The sequence below is a fragment of the Burkholderia sp. F1 genome (genome assembly GCF_050813845.1).
Taxonomy (GTDB): domain Bacteria; phylum Pseudomonadota; class Gammaproteobacteria; order Burkholderiales; family Burkholderiaceae; genus Burkholderia; species Burkholderia ubonensis.
The window spans coordinates 88359-114980 of the sequence record NZ_CP172422.1 but is presented as its reverse complement, the minus strand read 5'-3'; the positions used below and the strand labels follow the sequence as shown (position 1 = coordinate 114980).

27 protein-coding genes and 2 pseudogenes are annotated in these 26622 nt (G+C 63.4%); 20 read left to right on the top strand and 9 right to left on the bottom strand.

The genetic code is table 11. From position 1 onward, the window contains the following. Nucleotides 1-91: 91 nt before the first annotated feature. Nucleotides 92-1033, top strand: a complete 942-nt coding sequence (gene ispH / locus ACFIMZ_RS19520) for a 4-hydroxy-3-methylbut-2-enyl diphosphate reductase (protein WP_431823996.1) — start codon at nucleotides 92-94, stop codon at nucleotides 1031-1033. Nucleotides 1034-1045: 12 nt separating this feature from the next. Further along, nucleotides 1046-2206: an adenosyl-hopene transferase HpnH gene (hpnH, locus tag ACFIMZ_RS19515; protein WP_431823995.1), complete on the top strand. Its 1161-nt coding sequence runs from the start codon at nucleotides 1046-1048 to the stop codon at nucleotides 2204-2206. Between the two features lie 116 nt (nucleotides 2207-2322). Here hpnH and ACFIMZ_RS19510 read toward each other — a convergent pair whose 3' ends face one another. The 3 genes from ACFIMZ_RS19510 to ACFIMZ_RS19500 form a co-directional block, all read right to left on the bottom strand. Beyond that, nucleotides 2323-2838 carry a hypothetical protein gene (locus tag ACFIMZ_RS19510; protein ID WP_431823994.1) on the bottom strand — a complete coding sequence of 172 codons (516 nt, stop codon included), beginning with the start codon at nucleotides 2836-2838 and terminating at the stop codon, nucleotides 2323-2325. Between the two features lie 3 nt (nucleotides 2839-2841). Further along, the gene (locus ACFIMZ_RS19505) at nucleotides 2842-3216 is read right to left on the bottom strand and encodes a hypothetical protein (RefSeq protein ID WP_431823993.1); all 375 of its coding nucleotides are present in this window, start codon (nucleotides 3214-3216) and stop codon (nucleotides 2842-2844) included. Nucleotides 3217-3404: 188 nt separating this feature from the next. Then, the gene (locus ACFIMZ_RS19500) at nucleotides 3405-3608 is read right to left on the bottom strand and encodes a hypothetical protein (RefSeq protein ID WP_431823992.1); all 204 of its coding nucleotides are present in this window, start codon (nucleotides 3606-3608) and stop codon (nucleotides 3405-3407) included. A 26-nt stretch (nucleotides 3609-3634) separates the two neighbouring features. On the opposite strand from ACFIMZ_RS19500, the gene ACFIMZ_RS19495 reads away from it, so the two are divergent. Then, on the top strand, nucleotides 3635-3976 hold the full coding sequence (locus tag ACFIMZ_RS19495; RefSeq protein WP_431823991.1) for a nuclear transport factor 2 family protein: 342 nt from the start codon (nucleotides 3635-3637) through the stop codon (nucleotides 3974-3976). Here ACFIMZ_RS19495 and ACFIMZ_RS19490 read toward each other — a convergent pair. After that, entirely contained in the window at nucleotides 3960-6191 is a 2232-nt protein-coding gene (locus ACFIMZ_RS19490) for a TonB-dependent siderophore receptor (protein WP_431823990.1), read from the bottom strand. The genes ACFIMZ_RS19495 and ACFIMZ_RS19490 overlap by 17 nt on opposite strands. Before the next feature lie 23 nt (nucleotides 6192-6214). Between ACFIMZ_RS19490 and ACFIMZ_RS19485 the strand changes: the two genes are divergently transcribed. The 9 genes from ACFIMZ_RS19485 to ACFIMZ_RS19445 all read left to right on the top strand — a co-directional run bounded on the left by ACFIMZ_RS19485 (nucleotide 6215) and on the right by ACFIMZ_RS19445 (nucleotide 14320). Next, nucleotides 6215-6445, top strand: coding sequence for a hypothetical protein (locus ACFIMZ_RS19485; RefSeq protein WP_431823989.1), 231 nt, complete (start codon nucleotides 6215-6217; stop codon nucleotides 6443-6445). 52 nt (nucleotides 6446-6497) lie between these two features. Then, nucleotides 6498-7205 (top strand): FadR/GntR family transcriptional regulator, encoded by a 708-nt coding sequence (locus ACFIMZ_RS19480; RefSeq protein WP_431823988.1) that lies wholly within the window; start codon nucleotides 6498-6500, stop codon nucleotides 7203-7205. A gap of 384 nt (nucleotides 7206-7589) precedes the next feature. Continuing rightward, nucleotides 7590-8513 (top strand): LysR family transcriptional regulator, encoded by a 924-nt coding sequence (locus ACFIMZ_RS19475; protein ID WP_431823987.1) that lies wholly within the window; start codon nucleotides 7590-7592, stop codon nucleotides 8511-8513. Between the two features lie 133 nt (nucleotides 8514-8646). Continuing rightward, complete coding sequence (locus ACFIMZ_RS19470) at nucleotides 8647-10752, top strand: FUSC family protein (RefSeq protein WP_431823986.1); 2106 nt, start codon at nucleotides 8647-8649, stop codon at nucleotides 10750-10752. After that, entirely contained in the window at nucleotides 10742-10936 is a 195-nt protein-coding gene (locus ACFIMZ_RS19465; RefSeq protein WP_059967879.1) for a DUF1656 domain-containing protein, read from the top strand. The genes ACFIMZ_RS19470 and ACFIMZ_RS19465 overlap by 11 nt, the downstream gene beginning before the upstream one ends. Before the next feature lie 16 nt (nucleotides 10937-10952). Beyond that, a complete protein-coding gene (locus ACFIMZ_RS19460; protein WP_431823985.1) occupies nucleotides 10953-11867 on the top strand; it encodes a biotin/lipoyl-binding protein in 915 nt (304 codons plus the stop codon). Between the two features lie 9 nt (nucleotides 11868-11876). Then, entirely contained in the window at nucleotides 11877-13355 is a 1479-nt protein-coding gene (locus ACFIMZ_RS19455) for an efflux transporter outer membrane subunit (protein ID WP_431823984.1), read from the top strand. A 49-nt stretch (nucleotides 13356-13404) separates the two neighbouring features. Continuing rightward, nucleotides 13405-13833, top strand: a complete 429-nt coding sequence (locus ACFIMZ_RS19450; RefSeq protein WP_431823983.1) for a hypothetical protein — start codon at nucleotides 13405-13407, stop codon at nucleotides 13831-13833. A gap of 121 nt (nucleotides 13834-13954) precedes the next feature. Further along, nucleotides 13955-14320, top strand: a complete 366-nt coding sequence (locus tag ACFIMZ_RS19445) for a DOPA 4,5-dioxygenase family protein (RefSeq protein WP_431823982.1) — start codon at nucleotides 13955-13957, stop codon at nucleotides 14318-14320. Between the two features lie 55 nt (nucleotides 14321-14375). On the opposite strand, the gene trhA is transcribed toward ACFIMZ_RS19445, so the two are convergent. After that, nucleotides 14376-14996 (bottom strand): PAQR family membrane homeostasis protein TrhA, encoded by a 621-nt coding sequence (trhA, locus tag ACFIMZ_RS19440; protein ID WP_431823981.1) that lies wholly within the window; start codon nucleotides 14994-14996, stop codon nucleotides 14376-14378. Nucleotides 14997-15238: 242 nt separating this feature from the next. Here trhA and ACFIMZ_RS19435 point away from each other — a divergent pair, with 242 nt between their 5' ends. Together ACFIMZ_RS19435 and ACFIMZ_RS19430 are read left to right on the top strand one after the other, a co-directional pair. Beyond that, nucleotides 15239-16708 (top strand): MFS transporter, encoded by a 1470-nt coding sequence (locus ACFIMZ_RS19435; protein WP_431823980.1) that lies wholly within the window; start codon nucleotides 15239-15241, stop codon nucleotides 16706-16708. A gap of 78 nt (nucleotides 16709-16786) precedes the next feature. Beyond that, nucleotides 16787-17683 (top strand): prohibitin family protein, encoded by an 897-nt coding sequence (locus ACFIMZ_RS19430; RefSeq protein ID WP_431823979.1) that lies wholly within the window; start codon nucleotides 16787-16789, stop codon nucleotides 17681-17683. 80 nt (nucleotides 17684-17763) lie between these two features. Here ACFIMZ_RS19430 and ACFIMZ_RS19425 read toward each other — a convergent pair. Together ACFIMZ_RS19425 and ACFIMZ_RS19420 are read right to left on the bottom strand one after the other, a co-directional pair. Continuing rightward, nucleotides 17764-17883, bottom strand: a pseudogene (locus ACFIMZ_RS19425) (YbdD/YjiX family protein); the annotation flags it as partial. Between the two features lies 1 nt (nucleotide 17884). Further along, nucleotides 17885-18079: pseudogene (locus tag ACFIMZ_RS19420) on the bottom strand (hypothetical protein); the annotation flags it as partial. Nucleotides 18080-18332: 253 nt separating this feature from the next. Here ACFIMZ_RS19420 and ACFIMZ_RS19415 point away from each other — a divergent pair. The 4 genes from ACFIMZ_RS19415 to ACFIMZ_RS19400 all read left to right on the top strand — a co-directional run bounded on the left by ACFIMZ_RS19415 (nucleotide 18333) and on the right by ACFIMZ_RS19400 (nucleotide 21651). After that, nucleotides 18333-19256: a JmjC domain-containing protein gene (locus ACFIMZ_RS19415; RefSeq protein WP_431823978.1), complete on the top strand. Its 924-nt coding sequence runs from the start codon at nucleotides 18333-18335 to the stop codon at nucleotides 19254-19256. 80 nt (nucleotides 19257-19336) lie between these two features. Then, a complete protein-coding gene (locus ACFIMZ_RS19410; RefSeq protein WP_431823977.1) occupies nucleotides 19337-19606 on the top strand; it encodes a hypothetical protein in 270 nt (89 codons plus the stop codon). A 460-nt stretch (nucleotides 19607-20066) separates the two neighbouring features. Next, nucleotides 20067-21362 carry an HlyD family secretion protein gene (locus ACFIMZ_RS19405; protein WP_431823976.1) on the top strand — a complete coding sequence of 432 codons (1296 nt, stop codon included), beginning with the start codon at nucleotides 20067-20069 and terminating at the stop codon, nucleotides 21360-21362. Nucleotides 21363-21390: 28 nt separating this feature from the next. Further along, nucleotides 21391-21651 carry a cysteine peptidase family C39 domain-containing protein gene (locus tag ACFIMZ_RS19400; RefSeq protein ID WP_431823975.1) on the top strand — a complete coding sequence of 87 codons (261 nt, stop codon included), beginning with the start codon at nucleotides 21391-21393 and terminating at the stop codon, nucleotides 21649-21651. Between the two features lie 36 nt (nucleotides 21652-21687). Here the strand turns inward: ACFIMZ_RS19400 and ACFIMZ_RS19395 are convergent, their stop codons facing one another. Beyond that, nucleotides 21688-22680 carry an IS5 family transposase gene (locus ACFIMZ_RS19395; protein WP_431819405.1) on the bottom strand — a complete coding sequence of 331 codons (993 nt, stop codon included), beginning with the start codon at nucleotides 22678-22680 and terminating at the stop codon, nucleotides 21688-21690. Between the two features lie 137 nt (nucleotides 22681-22817). Between ACFIMZ_RS19395 and ACFIMZ_RS19390 the strand changes: the two genes are divergently transcribed. Both ACFIMZ_RS19390 and ACFIMZ_RS19385 read left to right on the top strand, forming a co-directional pair. Then, on the top strand, nucleotides 22818-24755 hold the full coding sequence (locus tag ACFIMZ_RS19390; RefSeq protein WP_431823974.1) for a peptidase domain-containing ABC transporter: 1938 nt from the start codon (nucleotides 22818-22820) through the stop codon (nucleotides 24753-24755). Nucleotides 24756-24771: 16 nt separating this feature from the next. Then, on the top strand, nucleotides 24772-26232 hold the full coding sequence (locus ACFIMZ_RS19385) for a TolC family protein (RefSeq protein WP_431823973.1): 1461 nt from the start codon (nucleotides 24772-24774) through the stop codon (nucleotides 26230-26232). A 182-nt stretch (nucleotides 26233-26414) separates the two neighbouring features. On the opposite strand, the gene ACFIMZ_RS19380 is transcribed toward ACFIMZ_RS19385, so the two are convergent. Then, complete coding sequence (locus tag ACFIMZ_RS19380) at nucleotides 26415-26621, bottom strand: YbdD/YjiX family protein (protein ID WP_431823972.1); 207 nt, start codon at nucleotides 26619-26621, stop codon at nucleotides 26415-26417. Between the last annotated feature and the right edge of the window lies 1 nt (nucleotide 26622).

Here is a 26622-nt window from a genome sequence, read left to right as displayed (position 1 = left end):
CGTTCCTGCATTCATAACATCAAGTCGGGGCGATCGAGCTGGCATGCCGGCTCCCTCGAACCCCGCGTCTGTCGTCGGAGTTCGCTCAATTATGCGAGTCATCCTTGCCCAGCCCCGCGGCTTTTGTGCGGGGGTTGTCCGTGCGATCGAGATCGTCGATCGCGCGCTGCAACAGCACGGCGCGCCGGTTTATGTGCGTCATGAAATCGTCCATAACCGGCACGTCGTTGAAAATCTGCGTAATAAAGGGGCGCGCTTCGTTGAAGAACTCGACGAGGTGCCCCACGGCGCTGTCGCGATCTTCAGCGCGCACGGTGTCGCCCAGACGGTCGAGCGCGACGCGCAAGCGCGCGGGCTCGACGTGCTCGACGCAACCTGCCCGCTCGTCACGAAAGTGCACGTGCAGGGCCGCCAGTACGTCGGGGCGGGCCGCCGGCTGATCCTGATCGGCCACGCGGGCCATCCGGAAGTCGAGGGCACGGTCGGCCAGATCCCGGGCGAGGTCACGCTCGTCCAGAGCGAGGCCGAGGTCGACACGCTGACGCTGCCGGTCGACACGCCGGTCGCGTACGTCACGCAGACGACGCTGTCGGTCGACGACACGCGCGGCATCATCGAGGCGCTGCAGCGCCGGTTCACCGACATCGTCGGGCCGGACACGCGCGACATCTGCTACGCGACGCAGAACCGCCAGGCGGCGGTGCGCGAGCTGAGCGCGCAGGTCGACGTGCTGCTCGTGGTCGGCGCGACGAACAGCTCGAACTCGAACCGGCTGCGCGAGATCGGCACCGAAAGCGGCGTGCCGAGCTATCTCGTCGCCGACGGCTCGGAAGTGAAGGCCGAATGGTTCGCCGACGTGCAGACGGTGGGGCTCACCGCCGGCGCGTCGGCGCCCGAAGAGATGGTCGAGGATGTAATCGGCGCGCTGCGCGCGCTGGGGCCCGTCGAGGTCACGACGATGGCGGGCCGTGAAGAAAAAGTCGAGTTCAAGCTGCCGGCGAAGCTCACGCAAGCTGTCGCCCGCGAAGTTTAAGGAGGACAACTCTTGTCTATTCCACTGCTCCAGCAAGTCCGCGTCGGCGCATACATCATGCGCCAACACCTGTCCGGCAACAAACGCTATCCGCTCGCGCTGATGCTCGAGCCGCTGTTCCGCTGCAACCTCGCCTGTAACGGCTGCGGCAAGATCGACTATCCGGACCCGATCCTGAACCAGCGCCTGTCGGTCGAGGAATGCCTGCAGGCCGTCGACGAGTGCGGCGCGCCCATCGTGTCGATCGCCGGCGGCGAGCCGCTGCTCCACAAGGAGATGCCGGAGATCGTCAAGGGCATCATGAAGCGCAAGAAGTTCGTGTACCTGTGCACGAACGCGCTCCTGATGGAAAAGAAGATGGACGACTACGAGCCGAACCCGTACTTCGTCTGGTCGGTCCACCTCGACGGCGACAAGGACATGCACGACCATTCCGTGTCGCAGGAAGGCGTGTACGACAAGGCGGTCGCGGCAATCAAGGAAGCGAAGCGCCGCGGCTTCCGCGTGAACATCAACTGCACGCTGTTCAACGATGCGATCCCCGAGCGCGTCGCGAAGTTCTTCGATACGCTCAAGCCGATCGGCGTCGACGGCATCACCGTGTCGCCGGGCTATGCGTACGAGCGCGCGCCGGACCAGCAGCACTTCCTGAACCGCGACAAGACGAAGAACCTGTTCCGCGAAATCCTGAAGCGCGGCGAAGGCGGCAAGCGCTGGTCGTTCAGCCAGTCGTCGCTGTTCCTCGACTTCCTGGCCGGCAACCAGACCTACAAGTGCACGCCGTGGGGCAACCCGGCGCGCACCGTGTTCGGCTGGCAGAAGCCGTGCTACCTGGTCGGCGAAGGTTACGTGAAGACCTTCAAGGAGCTGATGGAAGACACGAACTGGGACAACTACGGCGTCGGCAACTACGAGAAGTGCGCGGACTGCATGGTCCACTGCGGCTTCGAAGCGACCGCCGTGATGGATACGATCGCGCATCCGCTGAAGGCGTTCGCCGTGAACCGGAAGGGCATCAAGACCGAAGGCGCGTTCGCACCGGACATTCCGATCGACAATCAGCGTCCGGCCGAGTACGTGTTCTCGCGCCACGTCGAGATCAAGCTCGAGGAAATCCAGCGCGCCGGCAAGGGCAAGCTGCAGAAGCCGGCGAAGCCGGCTGCGGCGGCCTGAGGCGGCGCTGCAGCGCGATGCGCGCGGCGACGATCGCCGCGCGCATCGGCAGCACAAAAAGGGTGTGACGGAGCGATTCCGTCACACCCTTTTGTCCTTTCGGGGGCAGTTGTCGATCAGGCGGCCACTGCGGCCATGCCGTGCATTGTGCTTGTTTCGCGCTCGCGCATCTTCGCGACGGCCAGCGCCAGCGGCGCCTGAATCCCGGATTGCGCGAACGCGCAGACGTGACGCCACAGATCGGCGAGCCGGCTGCGCGACAGCGTCTCGACGCACGCATCGTGCGCAGTCAGCAGTTGCTCCAGCGCCGCGCACTCGTCGTCGCGCAGCGCCCACGCGTCGCCGTTCGCCGCGCGTTCCGCGCAGGCATCCAGAACGCGCTCCGCTTCGAGACACAGCTCCAGGCTCGCGGCGTGCGAGCGAATGTCGGCGAGCGACGCGAACACCAGATAGACGCTCGTGCGCAGGCGCAGCAGCAATTCCTCATGGCCGTGATCGCCGCGCAGCGCAACGAGCGCCATGTGGCATTTCAGCGAGATGTCGCGCACGTGCGCCGGCGGCAACGGCAGCAGCCACTCGCGGGTCAGCGGCCGGCGGCCCTTGGCGCCCTTGGTCTTTTTCGCTGGCTTCATGAATCAGAACGTGTTCTCGCCCTTCAGGTAATACGCGGTCTTCACGAAGAACGCCTTGACCGGGTGTCCGCTCTGCGCGTCGTTCGCGGCGCGCGCTTCCATCGCGGCCTTCTCTTCACGCGACCGGTCCGGCACCGGATTCAGGACACGGGCAATCGCGCGCTGCATCGCGAGCGGATAGTTCTGGTTGCCCTCCGTGGTTGCGCGATAGCCGACGCGCGTCAGCAGCGTGAGCTGCGCATCGGTTTCGGCGCGCGCCGCCGACCAGCTTTGCGGCGCGGCGGTCGCGGCCCCGTTCGCGCCGGTCGACTGCGCAAAGCTGGCGGTCGGCAGCGCGACGAGGGCGGACAAGGCAAGAGCGGGAACGAGCGATTTCATATCGGCCTCATGGTGGTTGTTTCAGCAACGATCTGCATCGGTCTCATGCGCCGATGCGTCGAACCCATCGTAGACCGCACGCCGTCCCGCTTGAATAGCCGGAATCGCAATTCAAATTTGCTGCTTCGGGAAAATCTCGAAGACTGCCGTCGCTCGTCGGTCGCGACCGATCGAATTCCCTAAATCAATCAATTACCTGGGCACGCCATGCGAATCACGCGACCGGCTGCGCGAACGCGCTTTTCGTTTTCGGAAATGGCTTGTTGACCGTTTCGCCCCGGTTCGGAACGACGCATGCGATTGCATGCTTCCCGCGCCGCTACGTCGCGGCATCCACGTTTCGGTTCGCGTTCAAACGTGCGCAGCTCCGGCGTCGCCAGATTGATTGTCATCGTCACCTTCCGCAAGGAGCCGCTCGATGACAACCCATTCAGACGCAGACATCCTCCGCATCTACGACCGCTGGCACGAAACCGTCGTCGCGCGCGACCTCGACGGCCTGATGTCGCTGTATGCGGACCATGCGGTGCTCGAGACGCCGCTGATCGTTGTCACGCTGCCCGCACTCGGCACCGGCCTGTTCCTCTCGAACGGCCGGCGGCTGACGTGGGAATATCCGCGTGAAACGCCCGACGGCGATCAGGTCGACCTCGTCGAGGTGATGGATATCGACAGGGGATTGATCGTCCACCACCGGGTCTACTGGGGATGGGTCGGCTTCCGGTCGCTGATGGCGGCCGCCGTCACCACCGATAGCTGATGTCGCCCGTCACGCTCAGCCGCGGGCCGTAGAAGCAGCCGCCTTCGGCAAAGCACGACGACACGTAGGTGCGGTCGAACAGGTTGTTCACGTGCGCGGCCACGCGCCATCCCTTCAACGCGGCCCGCTCGACGCCAAGATCGTACGACAGCGCGAGGTCGACGAGCATGACGGCCGGCGTGTCGAACGCGTTGACGTTGTCGCCCGCGCTGCGTCCGATGTAGCGCACGCCGCCGCCGACGCCCAGCCCGCGCCAGCCCGGGCGCGCAACGTCGTAGTTCAGCCACAGCGACGCGAGATGGCGCGGCACCGCCGCGACACGCTTGCCGACGACAGCCGGATTCGAATCGGCGCGCACGGTCGTGTCGAGCCAGGTGTACGCGGCGATCACGTCGACGCGGTTGCCGAGACGCGCGCGCCCTTCGAGCTCGACGCCGCGCGAACGCACCTCCCCCGCCTGCACGTTGAAAAACGGATGTTCGGGATCGACGGTCGCCACGTTGCGCTGATGGATGTCGAACGCGGCGATCGACGCCATCCGCTGCTGGTCCGGCGACTGATAGCGGACGCCGATCTCGACCTGGTCCGCCTTGGTCGGCGTGAACGGCTGGCCGTCGAAGCGCGTGCCGAGCGTCGGCTCGAACGACGTCGAATAGCTCAGATACGGCGCGAAGCCGCTGTCGAACAGGTAGACCGCGCCCGCGCGGCCGGTGAACGCGCGCTCGCTCTGCCGCGCCGAGTTCCCGTGCAGCCGGTCGTCGGTCACGGTGCGCGCCCATTCCTCGCGGCCGCCGAGCGTGAAGACCCAGCGATCCCAGCGGACCTGGTCCTGCAGGTAGACGCCGATCCGGTCCGGCGTCTGCCGCGTCTGCCGCGCGAGCGGCGGGACCGCGAACGGCTGCCCGTAGTCCGGATGGCGCGTGTCGAGCGGCGGCGCCGCGCCGAACCCGGACGCGCTCATCGTCGCGACCGCATGCTCGTAGGACAGCCCGGCGATCACGGTGTGCTCGACCGGCCCGGTCAGGAAGCGCACCTCGGCCTGGTTGTCGAGCGCGACGTGATTCACGTGCTCGCGCGACCACGACAGCGAACGGTTCACTACGCCCGGCGCCGCGAACGGCGCGACGAAGTTGACGGCCGCGCCCTGGAAGTCGACGTCGAGATGCGTATAGCGCAGGTTCTGCCGCACCTTCCACGCCGCATTGAAGCGATGCTCGAACGCGTAGCCGATCATCGCCTGCTTGCGATCGTACGTATCGAAATCCGGCAGCCCGGGAAAGAAGTGCGTCGGAATCTGCCCGGCGGGGCTCGGCCGCAGCGTGCCGAGCGCGGGCAGCCAGCCGGCGAAGTTGTTGTGCGGATCGCGCTGATAGGCGCTCAGCAGCGTGAAGCGCGTGTCGGCGTCCGGCTGCCACGTCAGCGACGGCGCGACGACGATCCGCTGCTGCTTCGAATGATCGATCTGCTCGTCGGCGCGCCGCGCGAGGCCGTCGATCCGGTACGCCAGCCGGCCGTCCTGCGTCAGCGGCCCGCTGAAATCGAACGCGACCTGCGCGCGATCACGGTTGCCGGTCTGCACGGCGACGAGCCGCTGCGGCTCGCGGGCCGGCCGCTTGCTGACCATGTCGACGATGCCGCCCGGGCTCGCCTGCCCGTACAGCACCGACGCCGGGCCGCGCAGCACGTCGACGCGTTCGAGCGTCCACGGATCGACCACGCTCGCCGCCCAGGTCACGCCTTTCGGCAGCGGCAGGCCGTCGAGCATCTGCGGATTGATCGCCGCCGCCGCGAAGCCGCCGAAGCCGCGCAGGAACACGCTCTCGAGCACGCCGCCGACCCGCGAGTCCGCATACGCGCCGGGCGTATAGCGCAGGCTGTCGCCGACGCTGTGCACGTCCTGCCGGTCCATCTGCTCGCGCGTGACAACGGACAGCCCCTGCGGCACCTCGACGATCGGCGTGTCGGTCTTCGTGCCGGCGCGCGACACGTCGGCCGCCACGCCGCGCACCGGGCCGACGCCGGTTTCGCGCCGCCCGTCGACGGCGATCGGCTTGAGCAACTGCGGGTCGGCGGCGTCGGCCGCCTCCTGCGCGAACGCGACCGGCGCGGACGCAGCGCACGCGAATGCCGCCACCCAGCCCGGCATCCGCCTGAGCGCCGCGCGCGGCAACGTGAATCCAGGCCGCCCGCGGCGGCCGACAACTCGTTGAACCATGTCGAACTATCCGGAAACCAGTGATGAGCAGTGCGAAACAGAAGGGCAGCGAGCCCGAGGAAGACCGCACGCACAACGGCGGCCTGAATCATTTCGCGAATGGGAATCATTCACTGACGCGACCGGAATATAAATGCCGTCACGCGCAATCGTCGAATGCATCAAATGCACTCGCGCCACTTTCGATGCATCCCGTCCATTCATGCCGGGTCGGCAATTTGTCATGGCCGGATAGCGTTATTCTGAATGCCTAAGCGAATAATCGGATGATAGGATAGTGTCAATCCCAAGTTTCAAGCGACACTCATGTCCAGCCTGCCTCCGGCCCCCCGACACTCGCTCGTCGATTCCGCGATCGAGATCCTCAAGTCCAATATCACTTCCGGCATCTGGGGCGTCGGCCAGCGCATCCCGACCGAACTCGATCTCGCCAAGCAACTGGCGGTCGGCCGCAACACAGTCCGCGAAGCGGTGCGCACGCTTGCCTATTCCGGCGTGCTCGAAGTCCGTCAGGGCGACGGCACCTACGTGCGCCGCAATTCCGATCCCGCGGAAACGATGCGCAACGTCGACCGCGCGGCGCGCGGCGACCATCTCGAACTGCAATGCATGCTGGAAACGGAGTGCGCGCGCTATGCGGCACGCCGGCGCACCGACGACGATCTGGCGACCCTGCGCCGGCTGCTGAAGGCGCGCGGCGAGCGCGCGGCGTGCCGTGACGTGAAGAAGTTCGTCGAGCGCGACCGTGCGTTCCATATCGCCGTCGCGACGGCATCGCACAATCATGCGCTCGAAGCGCTGTACCGTTACTTCTCCGGCTCGATCCTCGCGAACATCGAGAACATTCTCGTCGAGTTCGACGGGGCGGACATCCCCGAGCCCGACATGAAGGCGCACCAGGCGGTGCTCGACGCGATCGAGCAGCGCGACGAAAGCAAGGCGGTGCGCGCAACCCTCGCGATCCTGAAGCCGCAGATGACCTGGCTCGAGACGCGCGACCCGCTCGACCGCTGACGCCCTGCCCCGCGCCGTCCCGCGCAATGCGGGCTCGCGGCGTGTTCGTCGTCGTTCCACACCAGTCCGTTCGACTTCATCCTGTCCTCGGAATCACCGCTTGCGAGTGGAACTGACACAACGCTTGCGGCAAGTCTTGTGTCGTGTAAGATTTGCCCAATCCAATTCATCCTATGATTGGATCATCCGCCGATATGTGAATGACGGCCTTCCTCGGCGCGATCGTCGTCCGCCCGCTGTCGCCGGACGCTGCGCGCAATCGATGCGTGCGCCGCACTGACGCCGGGCGAGCGACTCGCACACGACCATTGCGCGACATGCATGCCAGGGACTGTTCACGCATGCGCGACGCCAACGTGGGCAGACCCTGGACAAGGAGAACCGATGGCACCCGACCTGAACCTGCTGATTTCGCTCGACGCGCTGCTCGAGGAGGGCAGCGTCGCCGGCGCCGCGCGCCGCATGAACCTCAGCCCGCCTGCGATGAGCCGCACGCTCGCGCGCATTCGCGAAACGGTCGGCGATCCGATCTTCGTCCAGGCCGGCCGCAAGATGGTGCCGACGCCGCGCGCGCTCGAGCTGCGCGGCCTCGTGCGCGAGACGGTCGAGCGCGCATCGCGGCTGCTCGCGCCGAGCACCGAAGTCGATCTGCGCACGCTCGACAGGCAGTTCAGCGTGCGCGCGAACGACGTCTTCGTCGGCATGCACAGCAGCCGGCTGCTCGAGGAGATGGCGCGCGGGATGCCGCGCGCGATGGTGCGCTTCATGCCCGAGGAGGACGACGTCGACGACGACGCGCTGCGCAGCGGCCGCATCGACCTGTTCATCAGCGCGTCGCGCCGCCTCGGGCCGGAGATCCGCGTGCAGCCGCTGTTCACGACGAAGTTCGTCGGGCTCGCGCGCAGCGGTCATCCGATCTTCGACGACGACATCACGCCCGAACGCTTCGCGCACTGGCCGCATATCGGCGTGTCGCGGCGCGGCAAGTCGTCCGGGCCGATCGACGCCGCGCTGGCCGAGCGCAGCCTCGAACGGCAGGTGCTGCTGGTCCTGCCGACGCCGTACGCGGCCGTGTTTGCGCTGCAGGAGTCGGACCTGCTGCTGCCGCTGCCCGAGCATCTCGCGCGCGGCGCAGTGCAGGCGGGCCTCGGCGTGCGCATGTTCGAACTGCCGATTCCGCTCGAGACCGTGCTGATCACGCAGGCGTGGCATCCGCGCTTCCAGAGCGACCCCGCGCACCAGTGGCTGCGCCGCGTCGTGCGCGGGCTGTGCGCCGGCCCTTCGGCATTGCAGCCGACGCACGCATGACGCGCACTCGACACGCACTCGACACGCGCTCGACGCGTGCATCGGACGCACGCGTCGAGTGCAAAGTCATCACTGTTCGGAGCACGAGCCGCGCCCGTAGACTGCTTGCGTCATTCATCGTGGAGCATCAGGCGTGCGTAACGCAGCAGATCCGCCGGCCGCCGCGCCGGCCCCGCCCGGACGGCCGAGTCGAGCGACGGCGGCCCTGCTCGCGCGCCTCGACATCTTCACGCCGCGCGGCGCCTATGTCGCGCGCTCGATCGCCGCCGCCGCGCTCGCGCTCGGCGTCGCGTACCTGCTGGAGCTCGAAACGCCGTACTCGGCCGCGTCGACCGTGCTGCTCGTGATCAACCCCGTGCAGGGCGCGGTGATCGGCAAGGGCGTGTGGCGCGTGGTCGGCACGATCGCCGGGATGCTCGTCGCGTTCGTGCTGATGGGTTCTTTCGCGCAGAAGCCGCTGCTGTTCATTCTCGGCTTCGGCTTCTGGCTCGGCCTGTGCGTCGCCGGAATGACGCTGCTGCGGCACTTTCGCGCGTCAGGCACGGTGGTCGCCGGCTATACGATCGGCCTCGCGACCTACGGCGCGATGCAGCGCCCCGAGCTGACCTTCGAGCACGTGATCGGCCGCGGCTCGACGGTCGCGATCGGCGTGCTGTGCCTGAGCCTCGTATCGATGCTGTTCGCCACCCGCGACGTCCGCATGAAACTCGAAGCGCTGGTCGCGCGGCTCGCCGCGTCCGCCGCCCGCGCGATCGCCGCGCAGCGCGGCGGGATCGCCGCCGCGCCCGGCGACGACCAGCGGCTCGCGCTGCTGGCCGGCGTCTACGGCATCGACGACCTGCTCGCGCTCGGCAAGGCGGAATCCGAGGATCTCGCACAGCGCGCGACGGCGGTGCGACACGGGATGGCATCGCTGTTCGCCGCGCTCGCGGGCGGCACGCCGCCGCTGCCCGCCGACAGCCCGGGCGCGCGCGCGATCGCCCGCCTGCAGCCGCGCCTCGAAACCGCGTGGCAGGCCGCCGCCGACGCGCTCGCCGACGGCCTGGCCGGCACCGTGCGTGCGCTCGCGCTGCTCGGCGATGCCCGCACGCGCTTCAGGACGGCGCTCGACGCGATCGCGCTCGCCGACCCGCGCGACGAGGCGGCGCTCTTGATCGCGGGCGAGCGGCTGTGCGAGCAGATCGACGACTATCGCGCCGCGCTGGAGGGCCTCGCCGAGCTGCAGCGGTCGCGGCCGCAGCGCCGGAGCGCGCCGGTGCGCTTCCATCGCGACGTGCGCTCGGCGCTCGAGAACGGCGTGCGCTCGATGTGCGCGATCGTGATTGCCGGCGTGATCTGGATCGCGACCGCGTGGAACCAGGGCGACATGATGCTGCTCGTCGTCGCGCCCTACTGCGCGCTGCTCGCGACGGCCGGCAACCCGGCCGCCGGCGCGACGGCCTTCATCAAGGGCACGATTGCCGCGGTGCCCGCCGCGTTCGTCTGTGCATTCGGCATCCTGCCGCGCATCGAAGGCTTTCCGCTGCTCGTCGTCACGCTCGCGCTGTTCTGGCTGCCCGGCATCTACGCGACCAGCGTGCCGAAGACGGCGCTCGCGGGCCTCGCGTATCTGGTCGCGTTCAACACGCTGAACGCGGCGACCAATCCGTTCCGCCCGGACCTCGGCCTGTTCCTCAACCAGTCGGTCGCCTGGGTGCTCGCGACGTTCATCACGCTGCTCACATTCCAGCTGATCCTGCCGCGCAACCTCGCCGCCGACACCGCGCGGCTGCGCCGCACGATCCGCGACGACGCGCTCGCGCTGCTCGCCGGCCGGCAGCCCGCCGCGCCCGGCTGGCAGCAGCGCCAGCAGCACCGCATCGCGCAGCTCGGCGCGCTGCTCGCGAGCCAGCCGGCCGCAATGACGCAGGCGACCGTCGAAGGGCTCGCCGCGCTGCACGTCGGCAAGGAACTGCTGCGCATCCGCCGCGTCGTCGCGCACGACGATCTGCCCGAATCCGCGCGGCAGTGCGCGCGCACCGCGCTCGCGCGGCTCGCCCGCCGGGCCGCGCAACCCGTGCGCGCGGCCCGGCACGCGCAGCGGGCCGCGCATGCGCTCGCCCGGCTCGCGGCCGCGCATCCCTGCCGCGGCGCCGAGCTGAAGCGCCTGATGGCCGCGTTCGCCGACGTGTACGTGCTGCTGCACACGCACACCGCCTATTTCACCCCCGTTGCGGAGACCGCTCGCGATGCTCAGTGAATTCGCCGTGGCGGGCATCTACCTGCCGCCGTTCTTCGTCTACGCGTGCGTGACCGTGCCGCTTTACATGGCCGTGCGCGCCGCGCTCGCCCGCATCGGCCTGCTGCGCCGGGTCTGGCATCCGGCGCTGTTCGAGTTCGCGGTCTCGCTCGTGCTCGTCGCCGCGCTGGTTCTCTATCTTTAGTTCACCGATCCATGTCATGTCGCTCAAGCCCCTGACCCGCTCCCTGTCGACGCTCGCCGTGGTCGGCGTCGCGATCGCGCTCGTCGCCGCGCTCTGGCGCGCATACGTGCTCGCCCCCTGGACCCGTGACGGACGCGTCAGCGCGCATGTCGTGCGGATCGCCCCGGAAGTGTCGGGGACCGTGATCGACGTCGCCATCGTCGACAACCAGCGCGTGTCGAAAGGCGACGTGCTGTACCGGATCGACCCGCGGCGTTTCGCGCTCGCGGTCGAACAGGCCGACGCGCTGGTCGCCGCGAGCGCCGAGACGATGCGCCAGAAACAGGACGAGGCACGCCGCCGCGCCGGCCTCGACGAGCTCGTGCCGAAGGAGGACATCCAGCGCTCGGGCCGCGCGGTGTCGATCGCGCAGGCCGAGTACCGCAAGGCGCTGGCCGCGCTCGACGTCGCGAAGCTCGATCTCGAGCGCGCGACGCTGCGCTCGCCGGTCGACGGCTACGTCACGCAATTGCGGCTGCGCCACGGCGACTACGCGGTCGCGGGCAAGCCGGACATCTCGGTGCTCGACGCGCACAGCTTCTGGATCACCGGCTATTTCGAGGAGACGAAGCTGCGCCACATCGCCGCCGGCGCACCCGCGCGGATCAAGCTGATGGGCTTCGATCCGCTGCTGAGCGGCCACGTGACGAGCATCGGCCGCGGCATCGCCGACGAGAACGGCGCGCTCGACGAAACCGGCCTGCCGAGCGTCAACCCGAACTTCAGCTGGGTGCGGCTGGCGCAGCGGATTCCGGTGCGCATCGAGCTCGATCACGTGCCGGCGGGCGTGCTGCTCGCGGCCGGCATGACCTGTAGCGTCGACATCGGCGAACCCGGCCGCGGCAGCACGCCGCGCGGCCGGCTCGCGACGTGGCTGCACGCGTGGATGTAGGCGGCTTCGATGCGACACACACCATTCCGATCGACCCGATTCGGCGCCGCGCTCGGCGTCGCCGCCTGCGCGGCCGCGCTCGCCGCCTGCACGATGGTCGGCCCCGACTACCGGCCGCCGCAGCCGTCTCATCCGCCCGGCTGGATCGAGCGCGGCGACAGCGTCGTGCAGGCCGACCCCGCGCAGTTGCAGGACTGGTGGCGCGCATTCCGCGATCCGCTGCTCGACCGGCTGATCGCGCAGGCGATCGTCGGCAACCAGGATCTCGCGATCGCGCGCCAACGGCTGCGGCAGGCGCGCGCCGAGCGCGACCAGGTCGCGAGCCGGCTCGGCCCGACCGTCTCCGCGGGCGGCGCCGCGAACGCGCTGCGCTCGTCGCGCGCGCTCGACTGGCCGCCGGGCATCGGCCAGTCGCGCACCTATCGGCTCGGTTTCGATGCGTCATGGGAACTGGATATTTTCGGCGGCACGCGGCGCGCGATCGAATCCGCCGACGCGCAGGTCGACGCGATCGACGACGATCGCCACGCGGTGCTGGTGAGCCTGCTCGCCGAGCTCGCGTCGGACTACGCGGAACTGCGCGCGACGCAGGCGCGGCTGCAGATCGCGACCGACAACGTCGCGAGCCTCGACGCGACGCGCCGGCTGACCGAACGCTCGGAGCGGCACGGTCTCGGCACGTCGTTCGAGGTCGCGCAGGCGCGCGCCGAGCTCCAGCTCGCGCAGGCCGCGCCGCCGCCGCTGCAGGCGAACCTCGCGCGGCTCACGCACGCGATCGGCGTGCTGACCGGCGGCTTTCCCGGCGCGCTGCGCGACGCGCTGAACGCGCCCGGCGCGACGCTGCCCGTCGCGCCGCAGCTGCCCGTCACGCTGCCGTCGGACGTGATCCGCGAGCGGCCGGACATCCGCGCCGCCGAGCGGCGCTTCGCGGCCGCGAACGCGCAGATCGGCGTCGCGCGCGCCGCGCAGTTCCCGCAGTTCGCGATCCCGCTCAGCGTCGGCACGACCGCGAGCCTCGTGCAGGACCTGTTCACGGGCGCGAGCGTCGCATGGTCGATCGCGCTCGAAGGCACGCAGACGCTCTACGACGGCGGCCGCGCGAAAGCCGGCGTCAGCGCCGCGCGGGCCTCCGCCGAAGCGGCGCGGCTCGCGTACGAGCAGCGCATCCGCGTCGCGTTCCGCGAGGTCGAGGATGCGCTCGCCGAGATCTACGCGGAGCGCGACCGGCAGGCGGCGCTCGTCGCGGCGGTCGGCAGCAGCCAGGAAGCGCAGTCGCGCGCGACGCGGCTCTACCGCAACGGGCTGAGCGAATACCTGTCGGTGCTCACCGCGCAGCGCGCGACCTACCGCGCCCGCGACGCGCTTGCGCTCAGCCGGCTCGCGCAGGTGCAGGGCGTGATCGCGCTGTACAAGGCGCTCGGCGCCGGCTGGCGCAGCGACGCGCCGGTCGCGCAGGCCGACGGCCCGCCACCGGGCCTCGCACGCTGACGCGCATCGCGCCAGCGTTCCTATCGTCATGCTTTACCGGAGAAAAACCTTGAATCTCGATCCGCAGGAATTCGTCGTGCACGACATCAGCCGGTTTCCGTTCTGCGTGTTCCGCGCACAGGCCGCGACGCCGGGCTACGCGCCGCAATGGGAGAAGGAGATCGATGCGCTGATGCGCGAGGGCGCGCCGTTCGTCGTCGTGTACGTGTCGCTCGACACCGACGAGACGCACGAGGACCGCAAGCATCGCGCGGTATGGCTCAAGCAGAACAAGGCCGCGCTCGGCGCGGCGTGCAAGGCGCTGATCAGCGTCGAGCCGGACCCCGAGCGGCGCGCGCGGGTCGCCGAGCAAGGCGAGACGGCCGTGAGGGCGTTCGGGATTCCGCACGCGGCGGTGGCGTCGCTCGACGAGGCCGCCGCGCTCGCCGCGCGGCTGACGGACACGGACGGCGCGGCGTCGCAGGTGCGCCCGGCGTGATGCGCGCGGCCGCGCGATGCGCGGCCGTGCATGACGTGCATCACTGCAGGCGGCGCCGCGCGGCGCGATAATGGCGCTCCGGCCGTCGCCGACGCGACGGCGCCCACCCTCGTCTACCAGCATGCACGCTCACGCCACTTTCATCGACGTCGCCGCCATCGACAGCTGGCACGCGCACGTCTACTTCGACGCCGCCAGCCGCGATGCGGCCTGGGCCTTCCGGCAGGTCGTCGAACAGCGCTTCGGCGCGATCATCGACCTCGGCCGCTTCCACGAGCGCCTGGTCGGGCCGCATCCGGCCTGGTCGTACCAGATCGCGTTCGCCGCCGCCCACTTCGCCGACATCGTGCCGTGGCTCGTGCTGAATCACGGCGCGCTCGACATCTTCCTGCATCCGAACACGGACGACTCGCTGCGCGATCACCGCGATGCGGCGGTGTGGATCGGGAAGTCGTATGAATTGAATCTGGCGGGGCTGGCCGATTGACGCGCGACGCGCTGTCCGGCGGCTGACCGCCGACACGACGCGGCCGCTGCATCCATCACGCGACGTACAGCGCAACGCTGACGAACTGACACAGGCTGCCGGCCAGAACGAACAGGTGCCAGATGCCATGCCCGTGGCGGATGCGCTCGTCGTTGATGAAAAAGTAGATGCCGGCGCTGTAGATCACGCCGCCGGCCACGAGCCACGCGGTGCCGACCGGCGGCAGCGCATGAATCAACGGGCGGATGGCAACGAGCGCAAGCCAGCCCATCAGCACATACAGCACCATCGACACGACGCGGGTGCGCCGCCCGAGAGTAAGCTCCTGCACGATGCCGAACGCGGCCAGCCCCCAGCTCACGCCGAATAGCGACCAGCCCCATGGCCCGCGCAACGTGACGAGGGTGAATGGCGTATAGCTGCCGGCGATCAGCAGGTAGATCGCCGAATGGTCGCATTTCTGCAGAATGGCTTTCAGGCGCGGCTTGCGCACGCTGTGGTAAAGCGTCGAGATCGCGTAGAGCACGCAGAGCATCGCGCCGTAGACGCTGAAGCTCACCACCTTGTACGCGTCGCCCTGGAGCGCGCCCATCGTCACCAGTGTTGCCAGCCCCGCCATCGATAGCACCGCGCCGACGAGATGGGAAATGCTGTTGAAACGCTCACCGACATGCACGACTTCGTCCTCCTGCGCAGGTTCATCGGGGCAAACAGGTCATATGATACCGGCCGTGAAACGATGCCGGGGGCGGGCAGATCAAGCTCGACACACAAGCGACGAAGCGATGCGCGAACCACCCGCCGGATCGTCGCGGCGACGCGGCGACGCGGCGACATCCACGTTTCGGTCCGCGGTGAAACGTCGTCGCCCATCGCGTCGATACATTGGCCTTTTACTTCTCCCCGCGCGGGAACCCGATGAAAGCCAACCTGCATGCCGACGCCGCCCGACGCCTCGCCAACGAACCCACCGCGACGGACGCCCGCCGGGTCCTGGCGGCGACCAGCGTCAGCTATACGCTCGTCCTGCTCGACGCGTCGATCGTCAACGTCGCGTTGCGCGAAATCGCCCGGACGCTCGGCAGCCAGGTCGCCGGGCTGCAGTGGATCGTGAACGCCTACACGCTGACATTCGCGTGCCTGCTGCTGACGGGCGGCACCCTGTGCGACCGGCTCGGCGCGCGCAACGTCTACGTCGCGGGACTCGCGGTGTTCGTCGCCGCGTCGGCGCTGTGCGGCTTCGCGCCGAACCTGACGTTCCTCGCGCTGGCGCGCGTGCTGCAAGGCGTCGGCAGCGCGATGCTGGTGCCGTGCTCGCTCGCGCTGATCAACCGTGCGTATCCCGATCCGGGCAAGCGCGCGTCGGCGGTCAGCGTCTGGATGGGATGCGGCGGCGTCGCGATGGCCGCGGGCCCGCTGATCGGCGGGCTGCTGATCCAGCTGTTCGGCTGGCGCAGCATCTTCTTCGCGAACCTGCCGATCGGGCTGGCCGGCGTCTGGCTCGCGCGCTCGGCTGTGCACGCCGATGCAGGGCGGACCCGGCACTTCGACTGGATGGGGCAGGCAGCGGCGATCGTCGCGCTCGGCACGCTGATCGGCGTGCTGATCGAGGGGCCGTCGCTCGGCTGGCGCGCGACGCCGATCGTCGCCGGCATCGTCGTGTGCTGCGCCGCATGGATCGGGTTGATCGCGATCGAGGCGCGCGGGCGCAATCCGATGCTGCCGATGGTGTTCTTTCGCAGCCCGCTCTTCGCCGGATCGACCTTCGTCTCGATGGCGTCCGCGTTCGTGTTCTACGGCCTGCTGTTCACGTTCAGCCTGTTCTACCAGCAGGTTCGCGGCGAGTCGCCGCTCGATGCCGGGCTCGCGTTCCTGCCGATGACGGCGATGGTCGCGGCCGGGGGCCTGCTGTCGAGCCGGCTCGTCAGGCGCTTCGGCGAACGCTGGCCGATGTGCGCCGCGTTCGGCCTGTACGCGGCGGGGGCGCTCGGCATGATGCCGTCGACGGCGACGTCGCCGCACTGGTTCGCGATCGGTCCGATGCTGGCGATCGGGTTCGCGTCGGGCTTCATCTCGCCGGCCGCGACCTCGCCCGCGCTCGGCACTGTCGAGCAAGGCCGCGCGGGCATCGCGGCGGCCGTCCTGAACGCCGCGAGACAAAGCGGTTCCGCCCTCGGCGTGGCGATCTTCGGCGCGTTCATTGCGACGGTGCAGCCGTTCCGGTTTGCGATGCACGTGACGCTCGCCGTCGCGATCGGCCTATCCGTGCTCGCCGCCGCGGTCTGGTGGGCGACGTCGCGCACGGCGGCAACGGCCGGCGCGACGCATGGCGGCGCCCCGGCCACGCCGCAGCCGGTCCGCTACACTGGCGAACGTGATCCGGCATGAAAGCCGGCCACCACCGGCCGCTCCACCGCCGGTGCACGGGTAGCGAACCAGACCAGCAACAAGAACAAGGAAAACCGTATGGGCAAGATCATCTTCATCGTCCTGCTGGCGGCGGTCGCCGCCGTCGCGGTCACTGCCGCGGTCGCCGCGCGCTCCAATCCGAGAAAGATCCGGCCCGCGATCGGCGGCGGCGTGTTCCTGGTCGTCGTGGCGGCAAGCGTGCTGTTCATTTCGCTGACGCAGGTCCGGCAATCGACGATCGGCGTCGTCACGACCTTCGGCCACATCGAGAAGGACACGCTCACCGAAGGGCTGCACGTGCTCAACCCCGTGTCGAACGTGCACGAGGTGTTCGTCGGCGTCGCGGTCGCCAAGGTCGAGAAAGCGCAGGCCGCGTCGAAGGACCTGCAGTCGGTCCACACCGACCTGACGATGAACTACCGCGTCGACCCGTCGCGCGTGCGCGCGCTGTACGCGATGGCGCCGTCGCTGACCTACGAGTCCGACTACATCCAGCCGGCGATGTTCGAAGTCTTCAAGGCGGTCGTGTCGCGCTACACGGCCGAGCAGCTCGTGACCGAGCGGCAGCTCGTCTCGCAGGACATCCTGAGTGCGCTCGTCACGAAACTGCGGCCCTACGGTTTCCTGATCCAGGACATCAACATCACCGCGTTCGCGTTCAGCGAGGCATTCGACCAGGCGATCGAGGCGAAGGTCACCGCGAGCCAGAAGGCCGAACAGGCCGAGCGCGAACTGCAGCGGGTCAAGTTCGAGGCCGACCAGAAGATTGCGCAGGCCGAGGGGGAAGCGAAGTCGATCGCGATCCAGGCTCAGGCGATCAAGACCAACGGCGGCGACGAATACCTGCGCCTGCAGGCGATCAACCGCTGGGACGGCAAGCTGCCGACCTACCTGTCGCCGCATACGCCGCTGCCGTTCCTCGGGATGGCCGCGCAGGGTGATGCGTCGAAGTGAGTACGCGCGGCGCGTGAGCAACAAAAAAAACGCCATGACTCGTGTCATGGCGTTTTCGCATCAGCGGCTGCTTCGGCCGCTCAACAGCACTTCCCCGCCCCCGACCCATACCGCGCATTCTGACGCTCGCGGAAGAACTCCTCGTACGTCATCGGCTCGCGGTCCGGGTGGGTCGCCTGCATGTGCGCGACGTAGGTGTCCAAGAATGAACAGCCCGGCGAGCGCGGCGTCGATGTAGTCGTTGACGATGATCCGCTTCACCTGCGCGATCGACTTCGCCAACGCCAGCACCTTGCCTTCGTCCACCGCCGCCTGCAGTTTCGCGGCGTGCGCACAAGCTCACCTACGGTTTCGAACCGACCACATCCTGCCACCTGCCGTCAGCGTGCAGATCAGGTGACTATGCTTGTCGACACGAGTCGGAATCTGCCGCCAAGTGAAACTGTCAAGCCCGACCGTCGTCTGCCGTGAATCATCTCTGATCTGCGCGCCACAACTGGCGCTATCTGTCGCGCCATATTCGACAACCCGCCATTAACATACTTTAACATTCCTAAAAATAACACATTGACACCAAGCAACCGTCATAATTAGGATCGCAAAATGACAATCACCAACCACACGACCAAGTCACTCGACCTCAAACATCATGGCCATCGAAATAAATATCAAAATATCATCCAATGACTTTCACCGTCTCTATTTCGAAAGACAGTTCTATCTCGAAAGAAACGCCTTCAATTGCGAAATCATCACCTGGTCTACGCTAAGCAACCTCGTCCACGCCTCGCGACCAGACGATCCATCGGATCTGCGTATCTTCTTGAATGGCCCAGTCCCATTCATCCATTACGCACAAAAATATCAAGATATTGACTTGATAAAATACCGCTTGCTCACAGATCGGCTTGCGTCTCTGTTATCGGCTGGCGCCACACTCGTACTCAATCGGCTGGATCTAAGGGACCAATCAATTGCAAGCTTCTGCAAGCATCTCTCCAACCGCTTTGGTTTCAGAATCGTAGCCAACGGCTACCTGGCATACTGCGGCAACGGAACATTTGGGAAACATTGGGACACTCACGATGTGTTCGCAAGCCAGATCCTAGGAAAGAAACTGTGGCGCGTTTATGCACCAACCTTCTCCCTTCCGTTAAATCATCAAAAGAGTAAGAACTTCAAAGAAGACTGCCCCTCCGATCCAATCTTCGAATCGATCCTACATCCCGGTGACATTCTCTATATTCCGCGAGGCTGGTGGCACGAAGCCATTCCAATCAACAATCAGGAGACGTTTCATATTGCAGCCGGAGTGCATACTGCAAAATTCATCGACTACCTTGACTGGCTCCTGCGCGCCCGGCTTCCCGACACATTGATTGCAAGAACAACTGCGCGACTTGAATTTGACAACCAGAATCTATTGACTCAATTTGCCGACATTCTGTCCACCGAGATCCTATCTCGAGAAAATCAAAACTGCTTTTCACAAGAAATGGAGGGACTTCTCAACAAATTCGACAAAATCGATCTCACACCCGAACGCCACTGCCAAAAATCAAACATCAATTAATCACGACATCAATAGAAATGCGCCCATTAACTGATCTATAAATCGAAGCCGTCTCCGGCGCGGAGACCATTACATATGAAATGCCGCAAGGCGCCACCTTTACAACTCGGCAGGAAAGAGATTCATCCACCACAATCGTCTTCTACATGCCTGGATTCGGGCAATATACATGGAATAGCGGGATGTTCATCACGTGTTTTCTTCTGGGCAACGGATTCGGCATCATGGCCGGTACATTGTCGAGAAGCCCAAAAATCGGAGCGCTGACAAATTTCCTCGTTTCTCGAGGATGCAAATCCGTCATGACTGACATCAACGAGCAGAGCAATGGCGACGATGGTGATGGTTAAGCCCTTCTGTTGAGACGATCATGAAGATTAGGACGAGAATCATTTGGTATATAGGACTAGCATTGATCGCCGCCGGAATCGTCCGACTCAATATTCCGGCACTGACAACAGCATATCTCTCCGCGCTCCTGTATTACGTTATCGTTTTTCCGCTTTGGTCCATAATCGGCCGTTACGTAGGTTGGAACTGGGTCCTTGGAAATAATATACTGGGCCTCAACTCATATGGAGTTCTGCTCGTCGCCATGATATTGGAAATCGCCCTTGTAATATTTTTCGCCCTCAAGGGAAACACTATGCTAAGTAGCTGTTGTGTGATGCTTGCGCTTTATTCCACAGATGAATTTTTCGACCTACGTGAGCGCCACAAGAATCACATCCACAGTTAGTCGGCACACAAATTCATCATTGGTAACTCAGCATCATTTCCCAACCCGACAAAGACGTCAATATTTCATTCATGAGTCGAGTCAAATCAGACGAATCCGATCTATTCAGAACGGAAGCAATCGACGCCCGCCGGGATTCATTCATCGGGCATATCGTACTGTCATACCCCGCCCCAGTTTGGTGGCTTTCCGGAATAGCACTGTTCTCTTTCATATGTCTCGGCTTATTCATCTCCTTTGGAGAATACACAAAACGAACGGCCGTCTCTGGGCAATTAACCCCATCCACTGGCACCATCAAGATATACCCATCACAATCTGGAGTGGTCATCGAAAAAAAGATCGAGGAGGGTCAACATGTAAACAAAGGTGACGTTTTATATGTTGTCACCGGTGATCGACGCAGCCATAAATTCGACAGCACGCTGGAGAGAATCTCAGAGCAGATCCTCAATAAAGAAGCCCTTCTTACCGACGAAATTGAGAAATTAGCCTCCATGCACCGGGAAGATATTCGATCACTCAACCATAAAATTGATAATACAAATATCCAAATATCGACACTGAGCATACAAATTTCAGAACAAAAGCAACGCATCAAACTTGCGGAGGACGCCACCAAGAGATATGGCGACTTGCTAGCCAATCGGTATATTTCGAAAGACCAATTCCAACAGAAACAAAGCGATCTGCTCGATCAGCAGCTAAGATTGAGAGAACTTCAACGCACAAGAACCTCTGCTGAACGGGAACTCCAATCTTCCCGAAGTGACTTGCACAGCCTCCCCTTGAGGCAAAGCACGCAGATCAGCGAATTGAAGCGACAGAAAATTGAATCAAGGCAAGCACTGATCGACAACGAATCCAGGAGATTGTTTATCGTCCACGCGCCATCCTCCGGGATAGTCACATTCATCATCGGAGAGGTCGGCCAAAACATCGACCCTGGCCGCCCATTACTGAATCTGCTCCCCGACGATCAGCCATTATATGCAGATGTTTACGCTCCTGGCAAAGCAATCGGATTTGTCAAACCTGGCGACACCGTCTTGCTGAGATATTCAGCATACCCATATCAGAAATTTGGAACATATGGAGGGAAAGTCAAATTCGTGTCAATGAATCCGATGACACCCAACGAAATCATTGCAATAAACGGCGGCATACCTGGTCTCGACCCAACGAAAACCCAGGATTTCTACTACCGAGTCTCGATCGTTCCTGATAGCCAGCTTGTGAAGGCGTATGGAAAAACTGTGTCCCTGCGCAGTGGCACAGTGCTTGAGGCCGAAATACTTCAGGATAACAGAAAGATATATGAATGGATGCTAGATCCAATCGTCGGGCTTCGTGGAAAATGGCTATAAAAAATTAAAACATCGGAAAACATTCGTGATGCATACGTCTGAAAGAATATTTACTGGATTTCGCAGGAAACTCCCGGTCGTCCTCCAAGCAGAGGCGGCAGAATGTGGCCTCGCGTGTATCGCAATGATCGCTGAGTTTCATGGTTTCCACACCGACATGCGCCTTCTCCGGCGAAAATTTCCGATTTCGCTCAAGGAATCGCTGATTAATAGGCCATCCTGCGAGGTTGTCGGCGGCGCTGGTACGGAATTTCCGGATGCCGAAGTGAAGCGTCGGCAATTCCGGTGAGTTTGGCCCGAGGGTGCGCCTCGTTTCTCGCATTCTTCACGCACATAACGGACTGCTCCCATGAACGGATCGCAACAGGTTTCGCGCGATCACCAGATTCGCCAAGGCGAACAGGCTGAACAGTTGCGCGGTGTTCTTCGCCAGTCCCTTGTAGCGGACTTTGCGATGGCGGAACAGATTCTTGACGACATGAAACGGGTGCTCGACTCGCGCACGAATCTGCGCCTTGGTTCGCTCGAATGCGATCATCAGATCCTTCAGCGCCCCGTCCTGCATCGCCTTGATCCTTCCGCGCTTGGCCGCCACCCGCCATTTCACCGACTTGCCCTTCATTTCGTCGCGCTTATCCACGCCGATATAGCCCGCGTCGCCGAACGCTTCTCGCTCGTGACCGTGCAACAGCGCGTGCGCTTGCGAAACGTCCGACACGTTGGCCGACGTGCTGACCACACTGTGAACCAGCCCCGAATCGGCATCGACGCCGATGTGCGCCTTCATGCCGAAATGCCACTCGTTGCCCTTCTTCGTTTGATGCATGTCCGGATCGCGACGCTTCTCGGCGTTCTTGGTCGACGGCGGCGCTTCGATGATCGTCGCATCGACCAGCGTGCCTTCCTTCATCATCAGCCCGCGTTCGCACAGCGAGATGCCAATCTCGTCGAACAGCTTGCGCGTCAGGTCATGTTCGAAAAGCAGGCGCCGGAACTTCAGCAGCGTGGTCGCATCCGGCACGTTCTCGACGGCCAGATCAATCCCGGCAAACGCTCGCATCGCGATGCTGTCGTACAGCGCATCCTCCAGCCCTTCGTCCGACAGGCTGTACCACTGCTGCAGGAAGTAGATTCGCAGCATCCGCTCCAGACCAATCGGCGGGCGGCCGCGAGCTCCCTTCGGGTAGTACGGCTCGATTGCCGCCAGCAACCGCGACCATGGCACGAGCTTCTCCATCTCGTCCAGAAAACGCTGACGCCGGGTCACGCGCTTCTTGCCCATGCTTTCCGCTTCCGCAAAGCTCACTTGCCGTTTCATCGTCTTGGGTTCGTTCCGTGAACTATCTTCTACAACGTCCCCGGCTGCGTCAGCGATGACCGCCGTGCCGGATAAATCAGTGTTTCCTCAAAGGAGCTACCTTATCTCATCTCATCAAAATTGCCGGACGTCTTGGCATGAGTAGCCGAGCGCTCCGCGTAGACTTGAACGATCTCACAAAAATACGCGTCCCGTGCGTCATGCATTGGGAGTTCAATCACTTTGTTGTACTCCGATCGGTCAGCACGCGGTCGATCACTATCCACGATCCCGCACGAGGTGTTCGGGAAATCAAGCTTGACGAAGCGTCGAAGAATTTCACCGGCGTGCTACTCGAGCTCTGGCCTTCGATCGATTTCACGACCAATGCTCCTATACCTCAACTCGAGTTGCGGAAACTGATAGGCAAAATCAGCGGCTTGAGATCATCGCTCTTTCAGATTTGTACGCTGGCCTTGGTGCTCGAGGTGTTCTCTGTTCTCACCCCATTGATGACTCAGTGGGTCGTCGACAACGTGTTCACCAGTTCTGACCGCGGGCTGCTCATGACGCTGGCTATCGCATTCTCAATTCTTCTCATCGTTCAACAGTGCGTCAGCGCCGTTCAGTCCTGGTGCATCATGCATTTGAGTACGACTTTGAGCTTGCAATGGAAAACGAGAGTCTTCGAGCATCTAGTGAGACTGCCGATTCAATTCTTCGAGAAGCGTCATGTCGGCGATGTTGTATCCCGGTTTGGATCGATCGATTCGATCCATCAAACCCTTACGACCGCCTTCCTCGCGGCTGTGCTGGATGGTGTCATGACACTCATCACATTGTCGATGATGATGGTCTACAGTCCGCCACTGGCTTCCATTGCCATATTTGCAATGCTTCTCTACGGATCGGGTAGGTTGGCGACGTATGCACCATTCAAGACAGCTTCTCACGAAATCATCGTCAAATCCGCAAAAACTCAAACTCATTTTCTCGAAACCATCCGCGGCATAAAGCCGATCCGGTTGTTTCAACGCGAGGCGGAGCGGCGCGCGGCCTGGACCTTCCTTCTAGTCGATCAGGTCAATGCCAGCCTGCGCTCGCAGAAAATGCAGCTCATATACAAGCAGGCCAACGGCATATTATTCGGCATGGAGAATATCGCGATCCTATTCTTCGGAACCGATATGGTCATCGACGGTCATCTTTCAGTCGGCATGCTGATGGCATTTATAGCATATAAGAGCCAATTCAACTCGAGAATCGGAAATCTGATCGACAATTTTTTTTCACTGAAACTGTTACGTCTGCAGGGTGAGCGTCTGGCAGACATCGTGCTGCATCCGATCGAGGAAGCCGCCGATCAAGAGGAGTTCACTCCACGCACCTTCAGAGGTGCAATTGAAGCGCGTGGAGTTCAATTCCGATATGCACACGGTGAACCGACCATCCTTGTCGGTGTCGATTTTCAAATCGCACCCGGGGAATGCGTCGCCCTCATCGGATCAACCGGGTGTGGCAAAAGCACTCTCCTCAACATTCTATTGGGCATCCTCAAGCCGACTCGCGGCGAAGTTTGCATCGACGGCACCGATATCAGTTCGATCGGCACCGATGCACTCCGTCATGCAATCGGTACTGTCATGCAGGACGACTCGCTGTTTGCGGGCTCCATTTCTGACAATATCTGTTTTTTTGAACAAACACCTGATCGCGAGAAAATCATTTCTGCTGCTGCGACAGCGGGCGTGCATAGCGAAATTTCGTTGATGCCTATGGGATACAACACACTGGTAGGAGATATGGGCAATGCCCTGTCCGGCGGACAAAGACAACGCATCCTGCTCGCTCGTGCGCTTTACAAGAAGCCGTCCATTCTTTTTCTCGACGAGGCAACCTGCCATCTCAACACGGAAAAAGAAACTGAAATTCTGACGGCAATCAAAGCAATGAAGATAACCCGCCTGATGATTGCCCATCGCCCGGAAACAATCGCGGCTGCGGACAAAGTCATCCTGCTAGCGAGCGGCCGCGTGGCATGGGCGGGAGAACCACACGAACTCGGCAACCAGAAGGCCGCGTCAACACCTTTGTAAGATACCCTCGCTCCGTATGTTTCTCACCAACAACTCAAGACCCGAAGCGACGAGGCGCGTACTGTCCTGCTTGTCCGCGACTTTGGCAGCCGCATTCTCGTATCCTGCGCACGGTAACAACCAAGCGGGTATCGACTCCAGCGAGTCGTCCGAGTTTGTCATCGCTCAAGCACCTCGCGATCATGCCTGCCTTTCCCAACCACCTCAGACACAACTCAATCTGCTCAATGTTCTCTGCCTTGCCGTTCTTTCGAGCAATAAATTGAAACGTGCCGATGGCATCGTACAGGAGCACCACGGCAGCAAATTAAAGTCGGTCGGCGCATACCTGCCCACCATTACATTTGGCGGAAACATCAACAGATTTGGAAAAAGTGTCCATTTCAACGACTTCCCACGCAACAATTACTCGCTAGACGGAAGAAGTAGCGGATTGAACATTTCCCTCAATTGGCTGTTGCACGATTTCGGGCTCAGAAGGGCAAATCTTGCACGGACAGTGCACCTCATCGAAGCGGCTGCATTAGATCGTGAGCAGGTGATCCGCGAAACTCTGATCGCTGCCGCCGACACCTATTTCAATGCCGAGGCCGCCCGGGTGCTGCTGCGGGAAGCCGTCGAGTCTGAGCGAAACGCATCTGAGAATGCTGAAATTGCGAATGTGTTGATGTCTCAGGGCGCCGGTTCGATCAGCGACAAACTGCTGGCGCAGAATGCCAGTGATCAGGCGACGCTGAAACGTCCAGACGCGGAAAACGATCTGGCAGTTGCATTGGCCGACATATCAACCGTTATCGGGCAACGTCGCGATTTCATCCCTGACATTGTCGACAGGCCCGCTGCACTTTCGAGCGTCCGTGAGGCTTTGGCGCGCCCCGTATGGGATATCGATTACGTGCACCAGAGTCCACGAGTTCTGCGAATACGGGAAGAGGTTCTCGCGGCACGATCCCACCTAGCAGCGGCACGTGCGCAAAGCATGCCGACCCTGGCTTTCGTGGCATCCGCCTATCACGACGCCACACCGCCTAGTCAGTCGACAGTCGCGCAAACCGTACGAGGCTGGTCACTTGGACTGCAACTCAGGATACCCTTGTTCGATGGCTTCGTCCGACGATCCGGACTCGCTGCAGCACAGGCACAGCTCTATCAGAAGCAAATGGAACTGCAGGAGGTGGAGCGAGAAGTCGAGTCAACAATCTGGACCAGCAGGCAATCTCTGATACAGAAGGCAAAGAAGATCGAGGTCGTAGACAGAATCAGCTCGAACGCACAACTGGCCTATCGTGCCGCGCAGGCGCGCTACAAAAATGGCGTGGGTTCGATGCTGGAATTGCTAAAAAGCCAGTCCGACTTAAGCGATGCGAGAAGAATAGTGGCCACTAGCTATCGGGATTGGGAAATGGCCAAACTGCGCTTCTCCTTGGAAATTGGACGTGCCCGCTACACCGACCAACTCGATAACCGGGGTCTCTGAGATTTTTGTCAGCCCGTCAGTCGACGGCCCCATCGCCCGGTTGCCCCAGTGAGGTCGGTGCAGCGGTATCCAAAGAACCCAATGCGGCATATCGCCTGGAGTGTTTTGGCACCGCCCCGTTCAGCGATGCATCGCAGTACACACCGCAACACATCGTTGTGGCCGTCCATGCCGCCGCCCGCTCAACAGCACTTCCCCGCCCCCGACCCATACCGCGCATTCTGACGCTCGCGGAAGAACTCCTCGTACGTCATCGGCTCGCGGTCCGGGTGGGTCGCCTGCATGTGCGCGACGTAGGTGTCGTAGTCGGGCAGGCCGACCATCAGCCGCAACGCCTGCCCCAGGTAGCGGCCCGCGCTGCGCAGATCACTGCCGAGATCAGAGAACATC

Coding starts and splice junctions, on each gene's coding strand:
- ispH (WP_431823996.1), top strand. CDS start 92: ATGCGAGTCATCCTTGCCCAGCCCCGCGGCTTTTGTGCGGGGGTTGTC.
- ACFIMZ_RS19510 (WP_431823994.1), bottom strand. CDS start 2,838: ATGAAGCCAGCGAAAAAGACCAAGGGCGCCAAGGGCCGCCGGCCGCTG.
- ACFIMZ_RS19505 (WP_431823993.1), bottom strand. CDS start 3,216: ATGAAATCGCTCGTTCCCGCTCTTGCCTTGTCCGCCCTCGTCGCGCTG.
- ACFIMZ_RS19500 (WP_431823992.1), bottom strand. CDS start 3,608: ATGACAATCAATCTGGCGACGCCGGAGCTGCGCACGTTTGAACGCGAA.
- ACFIMZ_RS19495 (WP_431823991.1), top strand. CDS start 3,635: ATGACAACCCATTCAGACGCAGACATCCTCCGCATCTACGACCGCTGG.
- ACFIMZ_RS19490 (WP_431823990.1), bottom strand. CDS start 6,191: ATGGTTCAACGAGTTGTCGGCCGCCGCGGGCGGCCTGGATTCACGTTG.
- ACFIMZ_RS19485 (WP_431823989.1), top strand. CDS start 6,215: ATGAGCAGTGCGAAACAGAAGGGCAGCGAGCCCGAGGAAGACCGCACG.
- ACFIMZ_RS19480 (WP_431823988.1), top strand. CDS start 6,498: ATGTCCAGCCTGCCTCCGGCCCCCCGACACTCGCTCGTCGATTCCGCG.
- ACFIMZ_RS19475 (WP_431823987.1), top strand. CDS start 7,590: ATGGCACCCGACCTGAACCTGCTGATTTCGCTCGACGCGCTGCTCGAG.
- ACFIMZ_RS19465 (WP_059967879.1), top strand. CDS start 10,742: ATGCTCAGTGAATTCGCCGTGGCGGGCATCTACCTGCCGCCGTTCTTC.
- ACFIMZ_RS19460 (WP_431823985.1), top strand. CDS start 10,953: ATGTCGCTCAAGCCCCTGACCCGCTCCCTGTCGACGCTCGCCGTGGTC.
- ACFIMZ_RS19455 (WP_431823984.1), top strand. CDS start 11,877: ATGCGACACACACCATTCCGATCGACCCGATTCGGCGCCGCGCTCGGC.
- ACFIMZ_RS19445 (WP_431823982.1), top strand. CDS start 13,955: ATGCACGCTCACGCCACTTTCATCGACGTCGCCGCCATCGACAGCTGG.
- ACFIMZ_RS19435 (WP_431823980.1), top strand. CDS start 15,239: ATGAAAGCCAACCTGCATGCCGACGCCGCCCGACGCCTCGCCAACGAA.
- ACFIMZ_RS19430 (WP_431823979.1), top strand. CDS start 16,787: ATGGGCAAGATCATCTTCATCGTCCTGCTGGCGGCGGTCGCCGCCGTC.
- ACFIMZ_RS19415 (WP_431823978.1), top strand. CDS start 18,333: ATGGCCATCGAAATAAATATCAAAATATCATCCAATGACTTTCACCGT.
- ACFIMZ_RS19410 (WP_431823977.1), top strand. CDS start 19,337: ATGCCGCAAGGCGCCACCTTTACAACTCGGCAGGAAAGAGATTCATCC.
- ACFIMZ_RS19405 (WP_431823976.1), top strand. CDS start 20,067: ATGAGTCGAGTCAAATCAGACGAATCCGATCTATTCAGAACGGAAGCA.
- ACFIMZ_RS19400 (WP_431823975.1), top strand. CDS start 21,391: ATGCATACGTCTGAAAGAATATTTACTGGATTTCGCAGGAAACTCCCG.
- ACFIMZ_RS19395 (WP_431819405.1), bottom strand. CDS start 22,680: ATGAAACGGCAAGTGAGCTTTGCGGAAGCGGAAAGCATGGGCAAGAAG.
- ACFIMZ_RS19390 (WP_431823974.1), top strand. CDS start 22,818: ATGAGTAGCCGAGCGCTCCGCGTAGACTTGAACGATCTCACAAAAATA.
- ACFIMZ_RS19385 (WP_431823973.1), top strand. CDS start 24,772: ATGTTTCTCACCAACAACTCAAGACCCGAAGCGACGAGGCGCGTACTG.
- ACFIMZ_RS19380 (WP_431823972.1), bottom strand. CDS start 26,621: ATGTTCTCTGATCTCGGCAGTGATCTGCGCAGCGCGGGCCGCTACCTG.